Below are 18,887 nucleotides of genomic sequence, written 5' to 3'. Positions count from 1 at the left end.
CGAACTGTAAATAAAAATAGCGTTCCGAAATTCGGAACGCTATTTTATGAGACAAAATAATTAAAATTATTCAGCTCCTTCTTCTTTAGTAGGTTCTGCTGCAGGAGCTTCTTCAGTTGCTTCAGCTTCAACAGCTGGTGCTTCTTCAGTAACTTCTTCTTCAACAACCTCTTCTGCAACCGGTGCATTTTTAGCTGCGATAGCTGCTGCTTTATCTTCTTTTTTCTTAGCTTCTGCCGCTAATGCTGCTTTACGCACATCTGCTTTAGAAGTAGCTAAACCTTCTGTTTTACCAGAAATTTTACCTGCTTTAGCATCTAACCAAGCAGCAAATTTCTCATCTGCCTGTTCTTGAGTTAAAGCTCCTTTTTTTACACCACCTTCTAAGTGTTTTTTGTATAAAACACCTTTGTAAGAAAGGATGGCACGAGCTGTATCAGTTGGTTGTGCACCACTGTTTACCCAAGCTAAAGTTTTTTCGAAGTTAATTTCGATGGTAGCAGGATTGGTGTTTGGGTTATAAGAACCTAAACGCTCAATAAATTTACCATCACGTGGAGAGCGGGAATCTGCTACCACAACGTGGAAAAAAGGTTTTCCTTTTTTACCGAATCTTTGCAATCTGATTTTAGTTGCCATTTCTTTTTGTATTTATGTATTCAACATAGTTCCCGGAGCTTCATGCTGCGGGGCTGCAAAGATAACTAAAATACTGTAAATTAAAAACATAGTTTAATTTCATTGTTTTCAGGATATTTGCGCTCAAATATTTGAGGATCCAAAATGGAGAGAATTGCGATTGATATGGACGAGGTGATTGCCGATGCCCTTGGAAAATTTATTAAACTGTATAACCGGGACTTTAACGTTCCCTTAGATTTAAAAATTGATGCCGGAAACGAAATTTACCACCACGTTCCGCAAGAAGTTAATCAAAAATGGTTTGAATATATAAATGAACCCGGTTTTTTCCGCGATCTTGAAGTTATTGCAGATAGCCAACGGGTAATTAAAGCTTTACAAGAGAAATATGATGTTTACATTGTTTCGGCGGCGATGGAGTTCCGTAATTCATTGGTTGATAAGTACGACTGGATGGCCGAACATTTTCCTTTCGTTGATTGGCAACACATTATGTTCTGCGGAAATAAAATTGTGAATGTTGACATTATTATCGACGATCGCATTAAAAACTTTGCAAATTTTGCCGGCAGGCCATTGTTATTTACCTCTCCACATAATTTATTGATCACCGAATACGAGCGCGTAAATACCTGGGAGGAAGTAGCGAGTTTGTTGCTATAATATTAATTCATAGGGGTCGACTTAAGTCGACGCCCATGAATGAAATTAATCAATATAATCCTAAAAATTAAATTCGCCGACAAGGTTACCACCGCTACTTCCAGCTGCCATAGGCAATACAATTACTTTTCTCTGCTGTTTGCCTGTTGCGTATCGGGTATAAATCTCAGCGGTTACAGTTGTTGGTCCACTGATGTTAATCTGCCTATCGCCATAATAGTTAACTTCAATTTTATATCTTCCCTTTACTGCTTTTTTGATCATAAATTGTTCAGGGCCATAACCTGAAGTAAAATCGTTGCTGATCCTACCGCCTATTTTTGTTCGGGAGTTTCCGTAGAATCCTTTTTCACCTGTTGGGTCGGTTAGCCATAAGTCGATATCAGTATCATTTTTATTCCAGTTGAGCACTACGCGCACATCCACCGGCAAAGGCTGGATTAATCGCTTATCAATCCCTTTTGTACTTAAGTTATTGCCATGTTTGGCAATCAGGTTATTGATTTCGGATATTACAATCTCTTCAATTCCTTGATCTCTATCCGCAATCTGGCTGTTATAACTTTGAGTTAGCACTTTATACAAATTATCAAGTGCAGCTTGGTATTGCCCATTATCTGCCAGGGCCAGCGCATAATCGCGGTAACTTTGAGCATCCATTGGCCGCCATTGTAAAATCTTCTGGGTAATAAAAATCTCATCCTTATAATTACCTGTTTGTTTTAATTTATAAGCTAAAGTTTTATATAAATCGGCATTTTCGAGATCCAGATCAGCAATATTACTTAAAATCGTCAGTGCCCTAACACTATCTTTCTGCTGGTAAAACCAATTGGCCACATCAAAATAAAACATCGGCGTTGAAATGTATTTCGGACGTATTTTCAAATAAGCCTGATAAGCGCTATCTGGTTTTCCAACCAGGTTTTTCATATAATCCTTATCACTTTTAAATTCAGGGATAACAATAGCAGGTTGTGGAGGAGCAAGTGTGGTTTTTGCTACTTGAACCCCGGCAACTTTGCCCTCAAGAAAACCACTTGACGAGGTCTCATTAATGGTTGTGACAGACCCCGTAAGGTCACTCCTTTTCTGCTGAGTAGCATATCCTACAACCACCACTTCATTTAATTGATTCGTTTCTCTATCTCTTCTGGCAGCTCCAGTGGCTGGGGCAAGAGCTATAGCTTGTGGCCTAGGCGGAACCACCATCTCCGCGGCTTTGGCAACTTCTCCTCTTCTGCCCTCTCTAACAGGTTCAGCCATTACAATATTAGCACTAGGATCTCCATGTACGTCCCTTTGCTCCGGATCAGGGTATCTCTCCTTCTTCTTTTCTGGTTCTTTATAGTAAAAATCGGTATTCCACCAGGTTTTCAGTTCTTTGGTCATGGCTACCGCAGCGTTGATCAAATCTTGTTTTCGTTCTAAAATAGCCGTTCTGCGTTGCTTTAAAACCGCGTTATAGGCCTGTTGCAATTCAACTGGTGGCACAATATCATAACGCAGGTAATCATCAAGGTTTTCTAAAACAATAAGACTGGTATTGCGGGTAACAATACCAAACTGTTTGCTCAAAACACTAATATCATCCTTATTATCTTCATACTGAATATCCATTTCAGCAATTTTCTTCTGTGCCCAAACATGGCTTACATCTATACTACTTAAGGTATGTTCGGTTGCATTTAAACGGACAACCTGTTCTGAAATAACGGTATTTCCAAAACCGAACTGCAACGTAAATTCCGTATTAAACTCATTCATTATACCAGCCAAAGAGAAATGTCCATTTACATTTACTTTCATTGACGGATAAGTCTGCCTTACATTGGCTCCGTTTTTAATCCCTAAAAACTGAAGATTTTGCTGGTTCAATTGTTTAAAAGCCTCAGTAACGGAAGTGGAATTGAGGTTTACGAATTGTCCGCCAGTTTTCATACTGATAAATTTCAACGTGCTATAATCAGCTTTAAGGACTGAATTGATGCAATGAACTGGTTTATTCAAGCTAACCGTATTTTTCCCGAATGTAGATAACCCATCGGTAAATAAAATATATTCGTCGGCCTGTAGACTTTTAGGGTTGATCGCACTGAAATTAGTACCTCCATCATATACAAGATTCTTCAGTTTATCTTTTAATTGTGTCCAGTTACCATTCGAGATGACAAAAGTTCCTGCGTTTTTAAAGCCATTATTAACTATGCCTAACTGTATGGTTAAGTTTTGTTTTTGTTTGATAATCAAATCCAACAGTTCTATCTCCTTCTCGGTATTACGCTGAAGACCACTTAAAGAAACATCCCATATTAAACCGATTTGATTACTCCACTGTTTTATGCGACTTTCGGTTTTATGGAAAACATTCACCAGAAAGTAATAACCTGTTGACGCTTTTTGCATTTGCACTTCGGTCAGATCATTTCGTTTTGGCAGATGAATAGTCAGACCATTTTTTGGCTGATAGTTGGTTTTATTGATCTCTCCAACATAGGTATTCCCGTTGGCCTTTAAATCAAAGCTGCCATCGGGCTGTTCGCCAAGCTCTGGCTTAATGATACTTTCGAAAACAGTGGTTTTTAGTGTAAAACTTTCGATGGTCTGGTTGTAATCAAGCGGCAAATGATACTTTAAAACGTGATTACTGTTAAATCCTAACTCTTCTTCATAACCAACAATTATGGTTCTGCTACCATTAGCTGGTAACGGATAAATCCTGGTGCGGAAATTATTTCCTTCTACCTTCTCCAATAAACCCGGATCAACTCTTCTCCGCTCAATACTTTCAAAAACCTCAGTGGCTTTAGCTTTTTCTACCGGAACAGCTTCGCGCATTTTCCCATTAATATCTAAAGCGTAACGGCTTATGCTAACCCCTTCTGGCATTGGAAAGGTAAGTTCGCCTTCCAAAATTCGATTACTGCTATTGTGGAAGGTCATTGTCATTACCGTGCTAGCCACATTTCCAGTAATCTGCACATCAATATTTAACTTTTTAAGTTTAACGGCATCTTTTTGCTCGTCGGTTACCGCCTGTTGTACTTTTAACACAGGCATTTGTGCCCGAACAAAAAACACAATCAATAGTAAGGGAAGCAGGAGTAAGGTTTTAGATGGTCTCATAACAGTAATTTTAAATAGTGATGCAAAAGCATTAGCGATTACATAAATTTATTTTAGGCAAAATTTATTTACCCGACCTGGCATTGACCATTGATTAGCCTAAAAGTGAAAACTGACTTTTCGAAAAAAATGTAACATTTCGAAAAAATTTTATTCTAATTATTAAAACTGAAGCTATGTTAGTAACTACAACGCCCACGGTTGAGGGCAGAAAAATTGTAAAATATATTGGTCTTGTTACTGGAGAAACTATCATTGGAGCAAATATTTTTAAAGATTTATTTGCCGGAATAACAGATATAGTAGGAGGTAGATCGAGTTCTTACGAACGCGTTTTAAGAGAGGGGAAAGATACTGCAGTTAATGAAATGCAGCAATATGCGGCCGCACTTGGTGCAAATGCAATTGTTGGTGTTGATTTAGATTACGAAACTGTAGGGAGTGGGGGAAGCATGCTCATGGTAAGCGCCAACGGCACAGCTGTAATTTTAGAAGATTAAGAAATTTGCTTATTGCGAAACTAAGCAAAAACAAGAAAGTCTTTCCGGTGCGGGAAAGACTTTTCTTTTTATATGTTACTTTCGTTTAAAACGACAGGATGTCGATTAGTTTTAACCATTTAGAACTCACCTTCTCGGCATTAATGTGCTTTATCGCGTGATCAAAAGGAGTAAAAACGATTTCCCGGTTAATTTGGCCAACCATTACGCCACTTTCGCCATTAATTAAACCTTCTACCGCTGCCACGCCTAAGCGGCTGGCCAGTACACGGTCCATACAGGTTGGTTTACCACCACGTTGAATATGCCCCAGAACTGAAACCTTTGTATCGTAATGTGGGTATTTTTCCTGCAAAATTTCGCCAACTTTAAATGCACCACCAGTATCATCACCTTCGGCAACGATAATAATTTTTGATGCCTTATCCTTACGGCTATGCTCCAACTTATGCAAAATATCGTTTGCATTCATATTTGCTTCTGGAATCATGATGGCTTCGGCCCCAACACCAATTCCACTTCTTAAAGCAATTAACCCAGAGTCACGACCCATTACCTCTACAATAAAAAGCCTGTCGTGCGATTCGGCTGTATCTCTAATTTTATCTACGGCATCAATAACCGTATTAATAGCCGAATCGTATCCAATGGTAAAATCGGTACCCGCTAAATCATTATCAATAGTGCCTGGTAGGCCCACAATCGGAAAATCGAATTCTTTAGAAAAAATATTGGCGCCCGTAAATGTTCCATCACCACCAATTACAACCAGGGCATCAATTCCATTAGCTTTCAGATTTTCGTAAGCTGTTTTTCTGCCTTCTACGGTTTTAAATGCTTCGCTACGGGCTGTTTTTAAAATAGTACCTCCGCGTTGAATAATGTTCGCTACAGATTTGCGGTCCATAGGGATAAAATCATTGTTGATTAACCCTTCGTAGCCACGGATAATTCCGGTTACTTCAATATCATAATAAATAGAGCCCCTAACTACGGCCCTGATGGCGGCGTTCATGCCTGGCGAATCTCCGCCAGAGGTTAAAACACCAATATGCTTAATCTTATTCATTTGTTTGTTTCTTAGCAAATTCTGATAATCCATTATCCAGATATTGCAAATATTTATCTATATCAAATTCTACTCCAATAGGAGGCGAAACTAATTCTTTTTCATCAGTACCCAAAAGTACATAATATGGTTGCGAAATAGTATTAAATCTTTCGGCCTGCAAATGTTTGAATTTTTTACCAACGGTGTTCACTTTTGTGCCTAAAATTTTAGAGTCAAATTGTTCTGCGACAGGTAAACTTGTTTTATCATCTGTATAAAGCGATACCACAATATAATCTTCTTTCAATTTTTTAAGCACTCTTGGGTCAGACCAAACCCTGGCTTCCATTTCTCTGCAATTTACACATCCATGACCAGTGAAATCTAAAAACAATGGCTTTTTTACCTCTTTAGCATAAGCAAGTGCTTCCTGGTAATCGAAGAACCCATCAATATTATGCGGAATGTGCAAGAATTCTGAATATTTCCGCTTTGCATGGCCAGGAGTATTGGCCTGACTGGCTCCACTATCTTGCCCGATTACAAAATCCTGGGTTGATAAAGGTGGCACTAATGCACTCACTGCTTTTAAAGGTGCGCCCCAGAGGCCTGGGATTAAGTAGATGGCAAATACAAAAGTTGCTGTTGCAATAAATAATCTTGGTACAGAAACATAAGGAAGATCGCTATCATGAGAAAACTTGATTTTCCCCAGTAAATAAACGCCTAAAATTAAAGCTAAGACGATCCAGATTGCCAGGAAAATTTCACGGTCTAATATCCCCCAATGATATGCCAAATCGGCTGTTGAAAGAAACTTTAATGATAACCCCAACTCTAAAAAGCCAAGGAAAACTTTAATTGAGTTTAACCATCCGCCAGATTTTGGCAAGCCCGTCATTAAACTAGGAAAAATGGCAAACATGGTGAAAATTACAGCTAACGACAAGGAGAAGCCAAACATTACCACCACTGGTGTGAGCAAGTCGGTATTGATGGCAACCAATGATGTTCCAATTAGTGGTCCGGTACACGAGAAGGACACAACTGCTAAAGTTGCAGCCATAAAAAATATACCACTTAAGCCTTTGGCATCCGATTTTGCATCAAGTTTATTTACAAATGAACTTGGCAGGGTAATTTCGAAAGCACCCAAAAATGATACCCCGAATACAATAAGGATAAGGAAGATAAAAATATTAAAAAATCCATCTGTTGATATTTCATTTAATGCACTTGCGCCCCAGATTAAGGTAATAATTACACCTAAACCAACATAAATTACAATGATGGATAGGCCATAAATAATAGCACTCCTGATTCCTTTTGCCCTGCTTTCAGCCCTTTTGGTAAAAAAACCAACGGTAAGTGGAACCATTGGGAAAATACATGGAAGGAAAAAAGCGGCTATACCAGCCAAAAGACCCAAGCCAAAGGTTACCCAAAGCGATTGCTTTGGAGCAGCATTCGAAGCAACCGTGGCTTTTTCTACTTTGGCTGTATCTTTTTTTACCGAATCCTTAATTGCGCTATTCGCAGCACTATCTTGTGCAGACCCGACTTCGGTAAAAACAATATCATCAGGCGGAGCGGTTGCTGTGGTATCTTGTGTTACAATAGCGTAACTCTTAACAGCGGGCAATGCTATAAACATTGTAGCCATTAACAACAATAATAAGACCTTTTTCATTTGTGTGCTTTGTGTGTGTGTTTTGAAGCCGTGAAATTAAGAATAATTTTAGAAACGATTTTTTCTTAACCACTCCACCACGTAGATTTTACTTTAAAAAGAAACAGTCCCGAAAATTCGAGACTGTTTGTAAATATTTTTGTTTCAACTATTTAACGGGAATGCTAAACTCAACTTCTTCTGGTGGAAGACATTGTTTATCGTTACAAACCATAAACTCTACCACGCCTTTAACTACTGTAGTTGCTTTGTTTAGCTTAATTTTTTGTTGAAAAATTACGGCTTTTTCAAAGTAACTCACATTCATTTTAAAGGTGCTCTCATATTTAACAATTGCTTTTGGTTCAACTGTTTTACCTACAAGGCTAAAATCTTTAGAGGGAGCAAAAGTAAAAGTGGTTTTTACCGGTCCGCCGTCTTTTACATTCTGAGAATAAATATGCCATCTGTCATCAATTGTAGCTTTTAAGTAGATTATAGCTTCAGTTTTACTTACTTTCTTTGCAGAGTAGGCCCAGGTAACAGGTTTTTCGATCTGAGCAAATGCGCCAGCGATGGTAAAAAGTACCATCGAAAGCACCAAGGTGATTTTTTTCATTATGTGTTTATTTTGTGTGTGTAAATTCTATTTCTTTAAAGTTAAAGACTTTTAAACCATTTTTTGTCTCAACAGTTAGCTTACCGTCATCTCCAACTCCTTTAATAGTTCCTTCAAAAAACGCTCCATTTTGTATATACAAGGCTGGAATGTTAAAGTTATAAAGCCTTGAAAGGTAATCGTTTTGTAAAATACTATATTTTCCGGCTCTCAAAATTAAGTAGTATTTCTCCATAAATATGAATATTTTCTCCATAATATCCATTAAAGGCACATCTCTTTGTAAAATTTGAATGACGGAAGTGGCGCGTTGATTAATACTATCCGAAAATTCTGATTGATTTATATTTAAACCAATGCCAATTACTGATGATTTAATAGAACTGCCTGTCAGTGTATTTTCGATTAATATTCCTCCTAATTTCTTATTCAGGTAATACATATCATTAGGCCATTTTACTTTTATCCCTTCGGGCACAAAACAAGATAAAGCATCACTAACGGCTAAACTAACGGCTATATTTAAATAAAACTGTTTATTAAGAGGCAAAAAAGAAGGTTTTAAATAAATGCTTGTGCTTATATTTTTTCCTGCCTGGGTTTGCCAAACGCTTTCCTGCTGTCCTCTTCCGGCAAACTGATTATCTGCCATAATTACAGTCCCTTCGGCTAATGGCTCGGATTTTGACACCAAATCTTTTAAAAAGTTATTAGTAGAATCAACCTCTTTTAATTTGATTAAATTTTGACCAACAAATAGTGTCGAAAAAGTGTTATTTTGCAAGTGTTGAATTTATAATATTGTAATTCCAAAATTAAAGCATTTTAATGGTAAAAAAGAAAATAGTAGCCCTTTCTACATACCTTTCTGAGTTGGCTGTTCACGGCATACAGGAAAAAAAAGGAGAAGATATAGTGCGGTTAGATCTTAGAAATATTCATACTTCAGTAGCTGATTACTTTATCATAGCGAGCGCCAACTCTGGTACTCAGGTAAAAGCTATTGCCGATAGTGTAGAAAAAGAAATATATAAAATCACTCAGGCCGATCCAAGACATAAAGAAGGTTTCGAATCAGCAGATTGGATTATTCTTGATTATTTCGATGTGGTTGTGCACATTTTTAAAACCGAAAAGCGCCACTTTTATGGCATAGAAGAACTTTGGGGAGATGCAGAAAGCACAAATTATCAAAGCGCATAACCTAACAGAACCATTTTGACAAAGACAAATGAACGACAATCAAAATACTAACGAAAAACAGGGGAAGAGAATTCCAAACATCCCTAAAAAACCACAAAAAGGATCAAAATTTAATATTTTCTGGGTGTATGCGGCCATTATTATAGCCATTATTGCAGCACAGTTTTTATTTACTACTGATGGCGGTAAAGAGGTTACGTACCAAAAGTTTGAACAACAGATGTTACTTAAAGGTGATGTTCAAAAAGTTGTTGCTTATAAATCAGACGATTTAGTCCGTGTAGAGGTTTATATCAAAAAAGATAGCCTAAAAAAACCATTATATGATGCTTATAAAAGCAACAGCACTTTTAATGTAAATACCACAGCTAGTCCTGTTGTATATTTCAATGCAGGCACAATGGATGGGCTTGATAAACAACTTGCCGATTCGCAAAAAGATCTTCCTGCTAACCAACCAAGGGTACTGGCAGAAAAAACCAGTCGCAGCAATCCATTAGCTAGCTGGTTCTTAAGCATTATTTTACCTGTATTGCTTTTAATCGGTTTCTGGATTTTTATGATGCGCAGAATGGGCGGTGGTGCTGGTGGTGGCGGTCAGATTTTCAGTATCGGAAAATCAAAAGCAACTTTATTCGATAAAGAGAGCCAGGTAAACATTACTTTCAATGATGTTGCAGGCTTAGAAGAAGCAAAAACAGAGGTAATGGAAATTGTTGATTTCCTTAAAAATCCTAAAAAATATACTGATCTGGGCGGAAAAATTCCTAAAGGGGCTTTACTAGTGGGTTCGCCAGGTACCGGCAAAACCTTATTGGCTAAAGCTGTTGCGGGCGAGGCTCAGGTTCCCTTCTTCTCATTGTCAGGATCTGATTTTGTAGAGATGTTTGTTGGGGTAGGCGCGTCACGTGTCCGCGACTTATTTAAACAGGCAAAAGATAAATCGCCTTGTATCATCTTTATTGATGAGATTGATGCTATTGGCCGTGCCCGTGGTAAAAACGGTGTAATGGGTGGAAATGATGAACGCGAAAACACCTTAAACCAGCTTTTGGTTGAAATGGATGGTTTTGGCACCAATACACATGTTATTATTTTAGCCGCTACGAATCGTGCTGATGTTTTAGATAAGGCATTATTAAGAGCAGGTAGGTTCGACAGACAGATTTATGTTGATTTACCGGATGTTATCGAGCGTAAACAAATTTTCGAAGTACACATTACGCCCCTTAAAAAATCAGAAGAACTTGATACCGAATTTTTAGCAAAACAAACGCCGGGATTCTCAGGAGCAGATATTGCAAATGTTTGTAACGAAGCGGCATTAATTGCAGCGCGTAAAAATAAATCGGCAGTTGATAAGCAAGATTTCTTAGATGCTGTGGATAGAATTGTAGGTGGATTAGAAAAGAAAAACAAAATCATCACACCAAGCGAAAAACGCGCTATTGCTGTTCACGAGGCTGGTCACGCCACAGTAAGCTGGTTGTTAGAGCATGCGGCGCCTTTGGTTAAGGTTACTATTGTTCCACGCGGACAGAGCTTAGGTGCTGCCTGGTATTTGCCAGAAGAGCGTTTAATTGTTCGTCCTCACCAAATGCTCGACGAAATGTGTGCAACCATGGGCGGTAGGGCAGCTGAAAAAGTGATGTTCGATACCATTTCCACTGGTGCACTGAGCGATTTAGAGAAAGTGAATAAACAAGCCAGAGCAATGGTTACCATTTATGGTTTAAATGAGAAATTAGGAAACATCACTTATTACGATTCATCTGGTCAGAACGAGTATAATTTCTCTAAACCATATTCAGAGGATACCGCTTTAACCATCGACAAAGAAATTTCTGCATTAATTGAAGGCCAATACCAAAGGGCAATTAGTTTATTAGAAGAAAATAAAGATAAATTGATCCAATTGGCCGATATCTTGATTGAAAAAGAAGTTTTATTTAAAGACGATTTAGAAGTGATTTTTGGTAAACGATTATTCGATAACCAAGGAGAAAGCGGAACTCCCGGACATATAACTCCGGTAGAAGCATAAATAAATAATTTCTATTATTACATTTGCTACCCTGGTTTAATTATTAGGGTAGCTTTTTTTTTTATAATGAAGGATAATACGACAGCAAAAGAACAAATACTAAAAAAGATAAGGAAAGCACTATTAGAGAAGCGCGAAAACCCTTATCCTAATTTAGAAGAGAGTCAATTGTATAAAAAAAATACAGATGAGCTGGAGGTATTATTTGCCGAACAGCTTACGGCTATATCAGGGAACTTTATCTTCTGTGAGGATGGGATCGATTTTTTTGAAAACATGTTGCAGCTGGCCGATAAATTTAAATGGCGGAAAATATACTGCTGGGAACCAGAACTTCAGCAGTTCTTAAGCAAATACGAATTTCCTTTTTACCAAACCGATAAAGATTTTGAACAGGCAGAGGTAGGCATTACCCTTTGCGAAGCCTTAATTGCCCGAAATGGAAGTGTAATGGTAACTAACCAGGGCGCCGCAGGCAGAAGGCTCAGCATCTTTCCACATCATCATATTGTAATTGCCAAAACCAGTCAGTTGGTTTTAGATCTTAAAGATGCTTTTCTGTTATTGAAGAACAAATATGGTAATCAAATCCCATCCATGATCAGCAACATTACAGGCCCAAGCAGAACTGCGGATATCGAAAAAACATTGGTTTTAGGTGCGCATGGACCTAAAGAGCTTTTTGTTTTTCTGATTGACGATTTTAGTTAAACTACCATTCGTAATAGGCCTGCAGGCTTGCCCATGTATGCCATCGGTTAAACTCGCTTACGGTATTAAATTCTGGCGATCGTCCAACAGCCACTGCCGATACCCTGATTGCTTTTTTTCTACATACAGGTATTCTGGCACCAAAACCTAAATTCCAATCAAGGGTGGCTTTATTTAGTTGTTTAAAGCTCATGGTGTAAGGGCTATCTCTAAACTGCCCCATTAACAAAGCATTGTACAACCAACCATTACCCTTAACACCTCCTAAGAGATATACCTCTCCCAAATTTTTATTTTCACTGGTTAAACCCGTTAAATTAGCCATTGGCAAAGTATTTACAGCCCAGTTTTTCTTATCAAGCAAACCCAATCGGGCATTAAAGCCCAAGCCTGTACTTACATAATAGCCTAAACGCACTTCGGCATTAGTACTTAATTGAAACAGGCCTACATCATTTGCTCCACGCTTGCCGATAAGCAGCCAATCCTTTTTGGCCGTAAGCAATAGCGTTGGCTCTCCACCCTTCGAAATCTGACCTTCCCATCCATAAGGAATGTCGGCTGTATTTCCGAACCAATGATCTCGATGAATGGTTGTTTGTACTGCTTTAGACACATTTAAACCTATTGCTCCTATGTTAATACCTAAGGTGATAAGCTCATTTCCCACATTATCCTGCAAACCAAAACTAGTACCAATTATATTCAGACTCGCGAATGGCCTATCGTTTTCTCGTTTAAACTCACTAACCGGATCGTGCAGATTGCCTAAATATTCGGGTGTAAATGTGGTGTTGGCAAGCATTAAGGTTGCATCATAAACCTGATAATCCTTTAAGCTTTTGCTAACAAGTTTTTTTAATAAAAACCTATGCGGAGCAAAAACCCATGTTCCTCCAAGCTTTTGATCCTGATAAATTAAACCCAGCCCCATGGTATAATTTTTATCTGTGGCATAGGAAGGTTTTACAAATTTTAAAAAGTAATCCTGATCAACAACAATTCCCGCACGATGCAATGGCCTTAATGTTTCCTGAGCTGAAGAACCATAAATACAAAATGAAAATAATAGCAGAAAGAGATTTTTCATAAGAGCTGTTATAAATGATAATAAAGTTACGTATTTAGTATTTACTGTGTCTGATCAGTAGATGCTGATGTTTTATTTTCTCCAAACAAACTGAACCCTATGGCAAATCCCAGCCAGGGTTTGCCCTGATAACCCCAGTTTACAGTACCCGACTTATCTATAAAATCAAGCCCGGTAAATAATCCAATCTGAAATTTATCATATTGGTACATATATCCAACAGACAATGAAATTGCTGAAGCAGAATTATCTTTATCTACTTTAACACTGCCTACAGATATCCCACCTAACAAATTACTAGCAGAATATACCGTATTAACATGCTGCCATTTAACCCCGGCTGATATTCCAAAATTTATTTTTTCTTCAAATGTAAAAGGCGCTTTAGAATTTCCAAATCTCGCCTTAATAGGCAGCGTTAAAAAACCCCACGTAAACCCTCTTTTATGTGGGTAGATGGATTCGCACTTACCGTTAAAATCTTTGAGTGGAATAAAAAACTGCATGTCGTTTCCCCATGAATCTACGTAAGCCAAATTCTTGTATTTATTTAAGGCCGATGATTTAGCAGAATCAACAGTATTAATTCCAAGCGCTGCCTTAAATATATTATAATAAGATTTAGTACCGGTCTTTTCCCCGCTTATGGGCAAACTATCCGACTTTCTTTCTTTCAAACCAGGTAACATTTTGTAAAAATCATTTTTTTCGGGAGTAGATTTATAATTCCAAACAGAAACAATATATCCGCTATCAACAACTTCGTATATATAAAACTTAGTTCCGTCGTTAAGCAAAAAAGAAAAGTCTTTGTCTATTTTTTTGCTCAAAGGATTGTAAACCTTTACAGGAATACTGGTTTTGGTTACAAATGATTGTCCGATAATGTCGGTACCTTTCGTGGTTGTTTGCCCAAAAGACTGGCCAACAACAAAAAGGAAAAATAATATACTCAGGATGTTTTTCATGATTGCGTGTTTAGATATAAATTAATGTTTGGTTCTTTATGGTTTTAAAGTTCTATTCCCGATTTCTTACACCATTCAACCACCTGATTATAGGTTTCGTTGTTAATTAAAACTGCACCATTACAATTGGTGAAACCCCTTGAATGTACGCCAGCCAGCCTTATCATATCATCTTTTTTGACCCACACCGGCGAGCCGCTATTTCTAACTACAGTGAACAGATCGTACCTTAAGGAGGAATCAATAATGGAAAAATTCTTTGTTTCCTGTGTCCACATTTCAAATAAGTCTTTATCTCCAGGCGAACCCGTAAGGTGCAAATCAGCGCCAGGTAACTCATCTGGCTTAAGGGGCATAAATTTGTAACAGCCACCTGCTTTTTTGAAAAGGGAAGAATCGGGTAAAATTATTATCGAAAAGTCGCGGTTAATTTTAGCATTTATCCAATATGCAGATTTGAAGAATTTGTTCTTTCCGGTCTTTAATTTTAAAGATGTTTGAGCTTTATAAGTCTTATTATCTATGGATCCAAAATATAAATCAACTTTCCTTGTGCCTCTAAAAAGAAAGAATGGCAACCGTTTTACAAAAGGAAAATAGGCCAGGTTATGCCCTGCGGTAATAATTACCCTGGGATGGATTAACGCACCAGAGCCATAATATTTATGCCAGCCCCTGGTCATTTCCATATAACACGAATAATCGTTTGGAACATTAGCAGTTGTTATGCGTTCTCTTTTAGAAGAATCTGGCTTACAATCTTGTGCCCTTACATTGGTAATTAACACGATAGAAATAAGCAATAAAATAATTCGATGTTTCATTTTCATTTGTAATTATCCAATTTTGTACGTTTTGTCTTATAGGTTGGAGAAAAAGGGCTTTATAGATAGCATTTTCGCCTTATCGTCGGCTACCGGTCTGCTTTTAGTATTTTCTTAACCACCATTTCCCTGTTTGCATTAAGGCAATACACATCTTCATCATAATTGATATATACACGCGAAAGAAAAGGTGTAAGATCAGGTTCGCCGGGCATTTTTCTGCCACCAACATAGATGGATATGCTTACAAAGCGGCCTGCATCTTTATCCAGTTTTATACTTTTCCTGGTTTTTAGGTTGTAAATTTCAACATTTTCATAACCCGTATAATTATTTCCATAAGAGCGCCATTCGGGAAGTGTTGGACTTTTACACACTACAAAATAATCATCCGCAAGGTGGAAAATGGTACTAATGGTATTGTCGTTGAAATGCCTTTTCCCTTTAAGGTCAATTATATCGGCAACATTCTGTTCTCTGCCATTTGATATTTTATTGGTTTCATTTAAAAGCACTATACCAATGTTCTTTGGAAAATTATTCTTGTTTTCGCGCCATACAGCGTAGGTTTCTAAATAGTCGTTACTCTTTAACACTGTATCTTTATTCTCGTTTAAAAAGAAATTTGTCCGACTATTGTGGGTAAACATGCCCATTCCCCAACCAGCATATAGCTCTATATCTTTAGCTAGTTTAACCGGCCCCTTCTTTACAGGCGGTTCAGTTTTTTTGTTCTCTGTTGCAGTTGTTTGGGCATAGTGACATGCACTTCGGTTACCTTATTTCTAGCGGTAACTTCAGCCTGTTTCTTTTTAAAAGCAATTGCATTATCCGTTTTAAGCTTTTCATTTTTAATTTTATTAGCGTCAGAAGCTGCTTTATCATCAGCTATTTTCTTTTTCCTTACGTCTTCCTTTTCTTTGTCACAAGCGGGGCACATCAGTTTTCCTTCCGAGTTGTTCCAGCCCTTAGGGGCAAACCTGCAATTATAGCGCGCATATTCGCTCTTCGAAACATGCGATTGGGCATTGGCTGCCTGTATCATAAACAGCAGCACAACAGTGGTCAAGAAACTTTTCATTTTAAGTTCGTTTAATTCACTGTAAAAATACCCGATCAACTAAACGATTTATATACCCTTTACTCGGTATATTTAGTACATGGTTTATACACTATATTTATAAAATATTGATTGGTAGTTTAAAGTGTGCCACTAATTCTCTCAAAAAAATGAATAAACTTTTCCTGCTATTTTTGTTTTTCCTACATCCATTCCGGGTGTGTTTTGCGCAACAGGGCCACCCAATTTTGATCGATACGGCCAAAAAATTCAACATCAGTGAGCACGGGTATTTTTATGAGGATAAAGATTTAAACCTCAGCATCGATTCTATTATAAAATATAAGCAGGCCCGCAAACTCACGCCACTGATACCCGGAAAGGTTTTCAGTAAAGGTTATACCCAATCTTATTACTGGGTTGCTTTTGATATCGAAAACACCCTAAATCAATCTGTGCACCTCATGTTTAAGGAGCAGAGCTCAAGTATTAACCAGCTCCAGCTGTTTAAAGTAGATCAGCAGGGAAAGATTTACCCGTTAGGCTTAACAGGCGATCATTTTCCTTTCAAGCAGCGCCCTTATCGCAATAGAAGCTTTATTTACCCAATGGTTCTTTCACCTCATGAAAAAGCCACTTTTTATTTGTGGGCCGATAAACGTGGGCAGAACATGTACATGCCAATGTCTATCGGACGTGATGTTGACATTATTCAGGCCGAAATTCCGCAGCATACTTTGTTTGGATTTTACACCGGAATCTTTGTTTTTGCGGTGATATTTAACCTGTTATTGTATGCTTCAGTAAGGGATAACATCCACTTATATTATGCGATTTACATTTTTTGTACGCTAATTTTTATCCTGGAAGAAGAAGGATTGGCTTTTCAATGGTTCTACCCAAACTTACCTGGTCTCCAGGATTATATGCGGTTAATTATGGCATCACTGAGCTGTGGCCTGCTAATCCAGGTGATGCAGCTGTTTGTGAATCAAAATAGCACCAATAGTAGATTATACCGCTTTACAAACTATTATAAAAGATTCTGCTGGGCCATGTCCATCATTCCGGTGTTTATGCTATTCAAATCGTTTATTATTTTAGAAAAAACAGTTTTTTACATCAACAATTTTCTTGCACTCCTTACGGTAATTATCATTATTATTTGTGTAGTAGAAAGAATAAAAGCTGGTTACAAGTTGGGCTGGTATTATTTTATTGCAACCGTGATGTTGCTATTTGGGGTTTTTAATTATGTTTTTAATACGTTAGGGTTCACCAACTTTAATTTATTAAAGCCAAATGGTTTAGTGGTAGGTTTAACAGCCGAAATCATTTTCCTTTCATTTGCATTAACACAGCGTTATAATTTTCTAAAAAAAGAAAAAGAAATCCTGCTGGAAGAAAAAAGTAAACATCAGGTAGACCTCGCCGATGGCATTTTTAATGCGCAGGAAGATGAACGGACACGTTTGGCCCGCGATTTACATGATGACCTTGGCGGTACACTATCCATTATAAAACTAAATATCACCGCTTTTCAGCAAAAAGTTTTAAAACTTACTGAAAATGACCGCATATTTTACGATCAAACGATTGGCATGATTGAAAAGGCATGTGCCGATTTAAGGGAAATATCGCACAATTTAATGCCAAAAAACTTTGAACAGTTTGGTCTGATTGAAACACTAAATGAGCATTTTAAAACCCTGAACCATTCCGGTAAAATTGCATTCGAATTTGTTTTTCAGGTTGAACACCCTATTGAACGTGGGATGGAGATTACCATATACCGGATTGTTAACGAACTGGTAAATAATATCATCAGGCATTCTTTCGCCTCAAAGGCGACTATACAGATTTTATCATTCGACGAAAGAATTAGCATTATGGCCGAAGATAATGGCATTGGTTTTAATCCCGATAAAGATAAAAAGGGTTTAGGTATCCAAAATATTCTATCAAGGGTAAATTACCTTAACGGTAAAATCCAGGTAGACAGTAATCAAAACGGTACAACAACAACTATTGATATTCCGCTAAAATAATGGACACGATTCAACAGAGACCCATAACGATTATGATTGCCGATGATCATAAACTATTTGCTGAAGGGCTGTCAGCAATCCTTTCTGAACAGTCGAACTTTAAGGTAATAGGAATGGCCGCAAATGGAAAAGAAATTTTGCACCTGCTTAATCATCAGCAGCCAGATGTGCTAATCCTCGACTTAAACATGCCCGTTCTGGATGGAGAAATTGCCGCTGAAAAAGTGGGCCAGCTATTTCCTTCGGTGAAAATAATGGTATTATCCATGTACTATACAACCAAATTATCTGCCAGGCTCGAGAACATAGGCGTAAAGGCTTTTATCCAGAAAGATACCAATGCAGAAACACTATTTAAAATTATAACGGGCATACAACAGGGAGAAAAATATTTCCAAAAAATAAAATCTGATCCCCTCGCATCATCGGCATTTAACGATGGCGATCATTTTCAAAAAAGCCATAATTTAACCGCCCGGGAAATGGAAATACTAAAATTGATAAGCGAAGATTATTCGTCACAGCAAATTGCTCAAAAATTATTTATAGCTTTAAATACCGTTGATACACACCGTAAAAATATGGTACAGAAGCTAAATGTAACCGGAAAAGCAGGATTATTAAAATTTGCACTTGAAAATAAGCTGCGCTAAAATTTAATTTATTTTC

18 protein-coding genes are annotated in these 18,887 nt (G+C 37.6%); 7 read left to right on the top strand and 11 right to left on the bottom strand.

What is annotated here, in order from left to right; all coding sequences use genetic code 11:
- Positions 1 to 66: 66 nt before the first annotated feature.
- Positions 67 to 639, bottom strand: coding sequence for a 30S ribosomal protein S16 (locus QF042_RS01720; protein ID WP_307524714.1), 573 nt, complete (start codon positions 637 to 639; stop codon positions 67 to 69).
- Between the two features lie 144 nt (positions 640 to 783).
- Between QF042_RS01720 and QF042_RS01715 the strand changes: the two genes are divergently transcribed.
- Positions 784 to 1,305: a 5'(3')-deoxyribonucleotidase gene (locus QF042_RS01715; protein WP_307524713.1), complete on the top strand. Its 522-nt coding sequence runs from the start codon at positions 784 to 786 to the stop codon at positions 1,303 to 1,305.
- Between the two features lie 60 nt (positions 1,306 to 1,365).
- Here the strand turns inward: QF042_RS01715 and QF042_RS01710 are convergent, their stop codons facing one another.
- Entirely contained in the window at positions 1,366 to 4,431 is a 3,066-nt protein-coding gene (locus QF042_RS01710) for a VIT domain-containing protein (protein WP_307524711.1), read from the bottom strand.
- A gap of 176 nt (positions 4,432 to 4,607) precedes the next feature.
- Between QF042_RS01710 and QF042_RS01705 the strand changes: the two genes are divergently transcribed.
- Complete coding sequence (locus tag QF042_RS01705; RefSeq protein WP_025141635.1) at positions 4,608 to 4,931, top strand: heavy metal-binding domain-containing protein; 324 nt, start codon at positions 4,608 to 4,610, stop codon at positions 4,929 to 4,931.
- 85 nt (positions 4,932 to 5,016) lie between these two features.
- Here the strand turns inward: QF042_RS01705 and pfkA are convergent, their stop codons facing one another.
- From pfkA to QF042_RS01685, 4 genes are all read right to left on the bottom strand, one after another.
- Positions 5,017 to 6,000 (bottom strand): 6-phosphofructokinase, encoded by a 984-nt coding sequence (pfkA, locus tag QF042_RS01700; RefSeq protein ID WP_307524707.1) that lies wholly within the window; start codon positions 5,998 to 6,000, stop codon positions 5,017 to 5,019.
- Positions 5,993 to 7,672: a protein-disulfide reductase DsbD gene (locus QF042_RS01695; RefSeq protein WP_307524705.1), complete on the bottom strand. Its 1,680-nt coding sequence runs from the start codon at positions 7,670 to 7,672 to the stop codon at positions 5,993 to 5,995. Before QF042_RS01695 ends, pfkA begins: the two co-directional genes overlap by 8 nt.
- Before the next feature lie 148 nt (positions 7,673 to 7,820).
- Positions 7,821 to 8,270 carry a protein-disulfide reductase DsbD domain-containing protein gene (locus tag QF042_RS01690; protein ID WP_307524703.1) on the bottom strand — a complete coding sequence of 150 codons (450 nt, stop codon included), beginning with the start codon at positions 8,268 to 8,270 and terminating at the stop codon, positions 7,821 to 7,823.
- A gap of 7 nt (positions 8,271 to 8,277) precedes the next feature.
- Positions 8,278 to 9,054 (bottom strand): biotin--[acetyl-CoA-carboxylase] ligase, encoded by a 777-nt coding sequence (locus QF042_RS01685; RefSeq protein ID WP_307524701.1) that lies wholly within the window; start codon positions 9,052 to 9,054, stop codon positions 8,278 to 8,280.
- 44 nt (positions 9,055 to 9,098) lie between these two features.
- Between QF042_RS01685 and rsfS the strand changes: the two genes are divergently transcribed.
- The 3 genes from rsfS to QF042_RS01670 all read left to right on the top strand — a co-directional run bounded on the left by rsfS (position 9,099) and on the right by QF042_RS01670 (position 12,228).
- The gene (rsfS, locus tag QF042_RS01680; RefSeq protein ID WP_307524699.1) at positions 9,099 to 9,473 is read left to right on the top strand and encodes a ribosome silencing factor; all 375 of its coding nucleotides are present in this window, start codon (positions 9,099 to 9,101) and stop codon (positions 9,471 to 9,473) included.
- Between the two features lie 28 nt (positions 9,474 to 9,501).
- Positions 9,502 to 11,517 (top strand): ATP-dependent zinc metalloprotease FtsH, encoded by a 2,016-nt coding sequence (gene ftsH / locus QF042_RS01675; RefSeq protein WP_307524697.1) that lies wholly within the window; start codon positions 9,502 to 9,504, stop codon positions 11,515 to 11,517.
- 66 nt (positions 11,518 to 11,583) lie between these two features.
- Positions 11,584 to 12,228 (top strand): LUD domain-containing protein, encoded by a 645-nt coding sequence (locus QF042_RS01670; protein WP_029274908.1) that lies wholly within the window; start codon positions 11,584 to 11,586, stop codon positions 12,226 to 12,228.
- Between the two features lies 1 nt (position 12,229).
- On the opposite strand, the gene QF042_RS01665 is transcribed toward QF042_RS01670, so the two are convergent.
- The 5 genes from QF042_RS01665 to QF042_RS01645 form a co-directional block, all read right to left on the bottom strand.
- Positions 12,230 to 13,318: a lipid A-modifier LpxR family protein gene (locus QF042_RS01665; protein ID WP_307524694.1), complete on the bottom strand. Its 1,089-nt coding sequence runs from the start codon at positions 13,316 to 13,318 to the stop codon at positions 12,230 to 12,232.
- A gap of 41 nt (positions 13,319 to 13,359) precedes the next feature.
- The gene (locus tag QF042_RS01660) at positions 13,360 to 14,286 is read right to left on the bottom strand and encodes a hypothetical protein (RefSeq protein ID WP_307524692.1); all 927 of its coding nucleotides are present in this window, start codon (positions 14,284 to 14,286) and stop codon (positions 13,360 to 13,362) included.
- Between the two features lie 44 nt (positions 14,287 to 14,330).
- Complete coding sequence (locus tag QF042_RS01655) at positions 14,331 to 15,110, bottom strand: serine protease (protein WP_307524691.1); 780 nt, start codon at positions 15,108 to 15,110, stop codon at positions 14,331 to 14,333.
- An 89-nt stretch (positions 15,111 to 15,199) separates the two neighbouring features.
- Positions 15,200 to 15,766, bottom strand: a complete 567-nt coding sequence (locus tag QF042_RS01650; RefSeq protein WP_307524689.1) for a hypothetical protein — start codon at positions 15,764 to 15,766, stop codon at positions 15,200 to 15,202.
- 53 nt (positions 15,767 to 15,819) lie between these two features.
- On the bottom strand, positions 15,820 to 16,191 hold the full coding sequence (locus tag QF042_RS01645; protein ID WP_307524687.1) for a hypothetical protein: 372 nt from the start codon (positions 16,189 to 16,191) through the stop codon (positions 15,820 to 15,822).
- Positions 16,192 to 16,340: 149 nt separating this feature from the next.
- On the opposite strand from QF042_RS01645, the gene QF042_RS01640 reads away from it, so the two are divergent.
- Both QF042_RS01640 and QF042_RS01635 read left to right on the top strand, forming a co-directional pair.
- Positions 16,341 to 18,218, top strand: a complete 1,878-nt coding sequence (locus QF042_RS01640; RefSeq protein WP_307524685.1) for a 7TM diverse intracellular signaling domain-containing protein — start codon at positions 16,341 to 16,343, stop codon at positions 18,216 to 18,218.
- On the top strand, positions 18,218 to 18,871 hold the full coding sequence (locus tag QF042_RS01635) for a response regulator (protein WP_307524683.1): 654 nt from the start codon (positions 18,218 to 18,220) through the stop codon (positions 18,869 to 18,871). The genes QF042_RS01640 and QF042_RS01635 overlap by 1 nt, the downstream gene beginning before the upstream one ends.
- The last annotated feature ends 16 nt before the right edge of the window (positions 18,872 to 18,887 follow it).

The organism is Pedobacter sp. W3I1 (assembly GCF_030816015.1).
Classification (GTDB): Bacteria; Bacteroidota; Bacteroidia; order Sphingobacteriales; family Sphingobacteriaceae; genus Pedobacter.
Note: the sequence above shows the minus strand (reverse complement) of the source record. Positions and strands in the feature narration are given on the sequence as shown.

Coding starts and splice junctions, on each gene's coding strand:
- QF042_RS01635 (WP_307524683.1), top strand. CDS start 18,218: ATGGACACGATTCAACAGAGACCCATAACGATTATGATTGCCGATGAT.
- rsfS (WP_307524699.1), top strand. CDS start 9,099: ATGGTAAAAAAGAAAATAGTAGCCCTTTCTACATACCTTTCTGAGTTG.
- QF042_RS01655 (WP_307524691.1), bottom strand. CDS start 15,110: ATGAAACATCGAATTATTTTATTGCTTATTTCTATCGTGTTAATTACC.
- QF042_RS01670 (WP_029274908.1), top strand. CDS start 11,584: ATGAAGGATAATACGACAGCAAAAGAACAAATACTAAAAAAGATAAGG.
- pfkA (WP_307524707.1), bottom strand. CDS start 6,000: ATGAATAAGATTAAGCATATTGGTGTTTTAACCTCTGGCGGAGATTCG.
- QF042_RS01650 (WP_307524689.1), bottom strand. CDS start 15,766: ATGGGCATGTTTACCCACAATAGTCGGACAAATTTCTTTTTAAACGAG.
- QF042_RS01690 (WP_307524703.1), bottom strand. CDS start 8,270: ATGAAAAAAATCACCTTGGTGCTTTCGATGGTACTTTTTACCATCGCT.
- QF042_RS01645 (WP_307524687.1), bottom strand. CDS start 16,191: ATGAAAAGTTTCTTGACCACTGTTGTGCTGCTGTTTATGATACAGGCA.
- QF042_RS01640 (WP_307524685.1), top strand. CDS start 16,341: ATGAATAAACTTTTCCTGCTATTTTTGTTTTTCCTACATCCATTCCGG.
- QF042_RS01660 (WP_307524692.1), bottom strand. CDS start 14,286: ATGAAAAACATCCTGAGTATATTATTTTTCCTTTTTGTTGTTGGCCAG.
- QF042_RS01720 (WP_307524714.1), bottom strand. CDS start 639: ATGGCAACTAAAATCAGATTGCAAAGATTCGGTAAAAAAGGAAAACCT.
- QF042_RS01705 (WP_025141635.1), top strand. CDS start 4,608: ATGTTAGTAACTACAACGCCCACGGTTGAGGGCAGAAAAATTGTAAAA.
- QF042_RS01695 (WP_307524705.1), bottom strand. CDS start 7,672: ATGAAAAAGGTCTTATTATTGTTGTTAATGGCTACAATGTTTATAGCA.
- QF042_RS01710 (WP_307524711.1), bottom strand. CDS start 4,431: ATGAGACCATCTAAAACCTTACTCCTGCTTCCCTTACTATTGATTGTG.
- QF042_RS01665 (WP_307524694.1), bottom strand. CDS start 13,318: ATGAAAAATCTCTTTCTGCTATTATTTTCATTTTGTATTTATGGTTCT.
- QF042_RS01715 (WP_307524713.1), top strand. CDS start 784: ATGGAGAGAATTGCGATTGATATGGACGAGGTGATTGCCGATGCCCTT.
- ftsH (WP_307524697.1), top strand. CDS start 9,502: ATGAACGACAATCAAAATACTAACGAAAAACAGGGGAAGAGAATTCCA.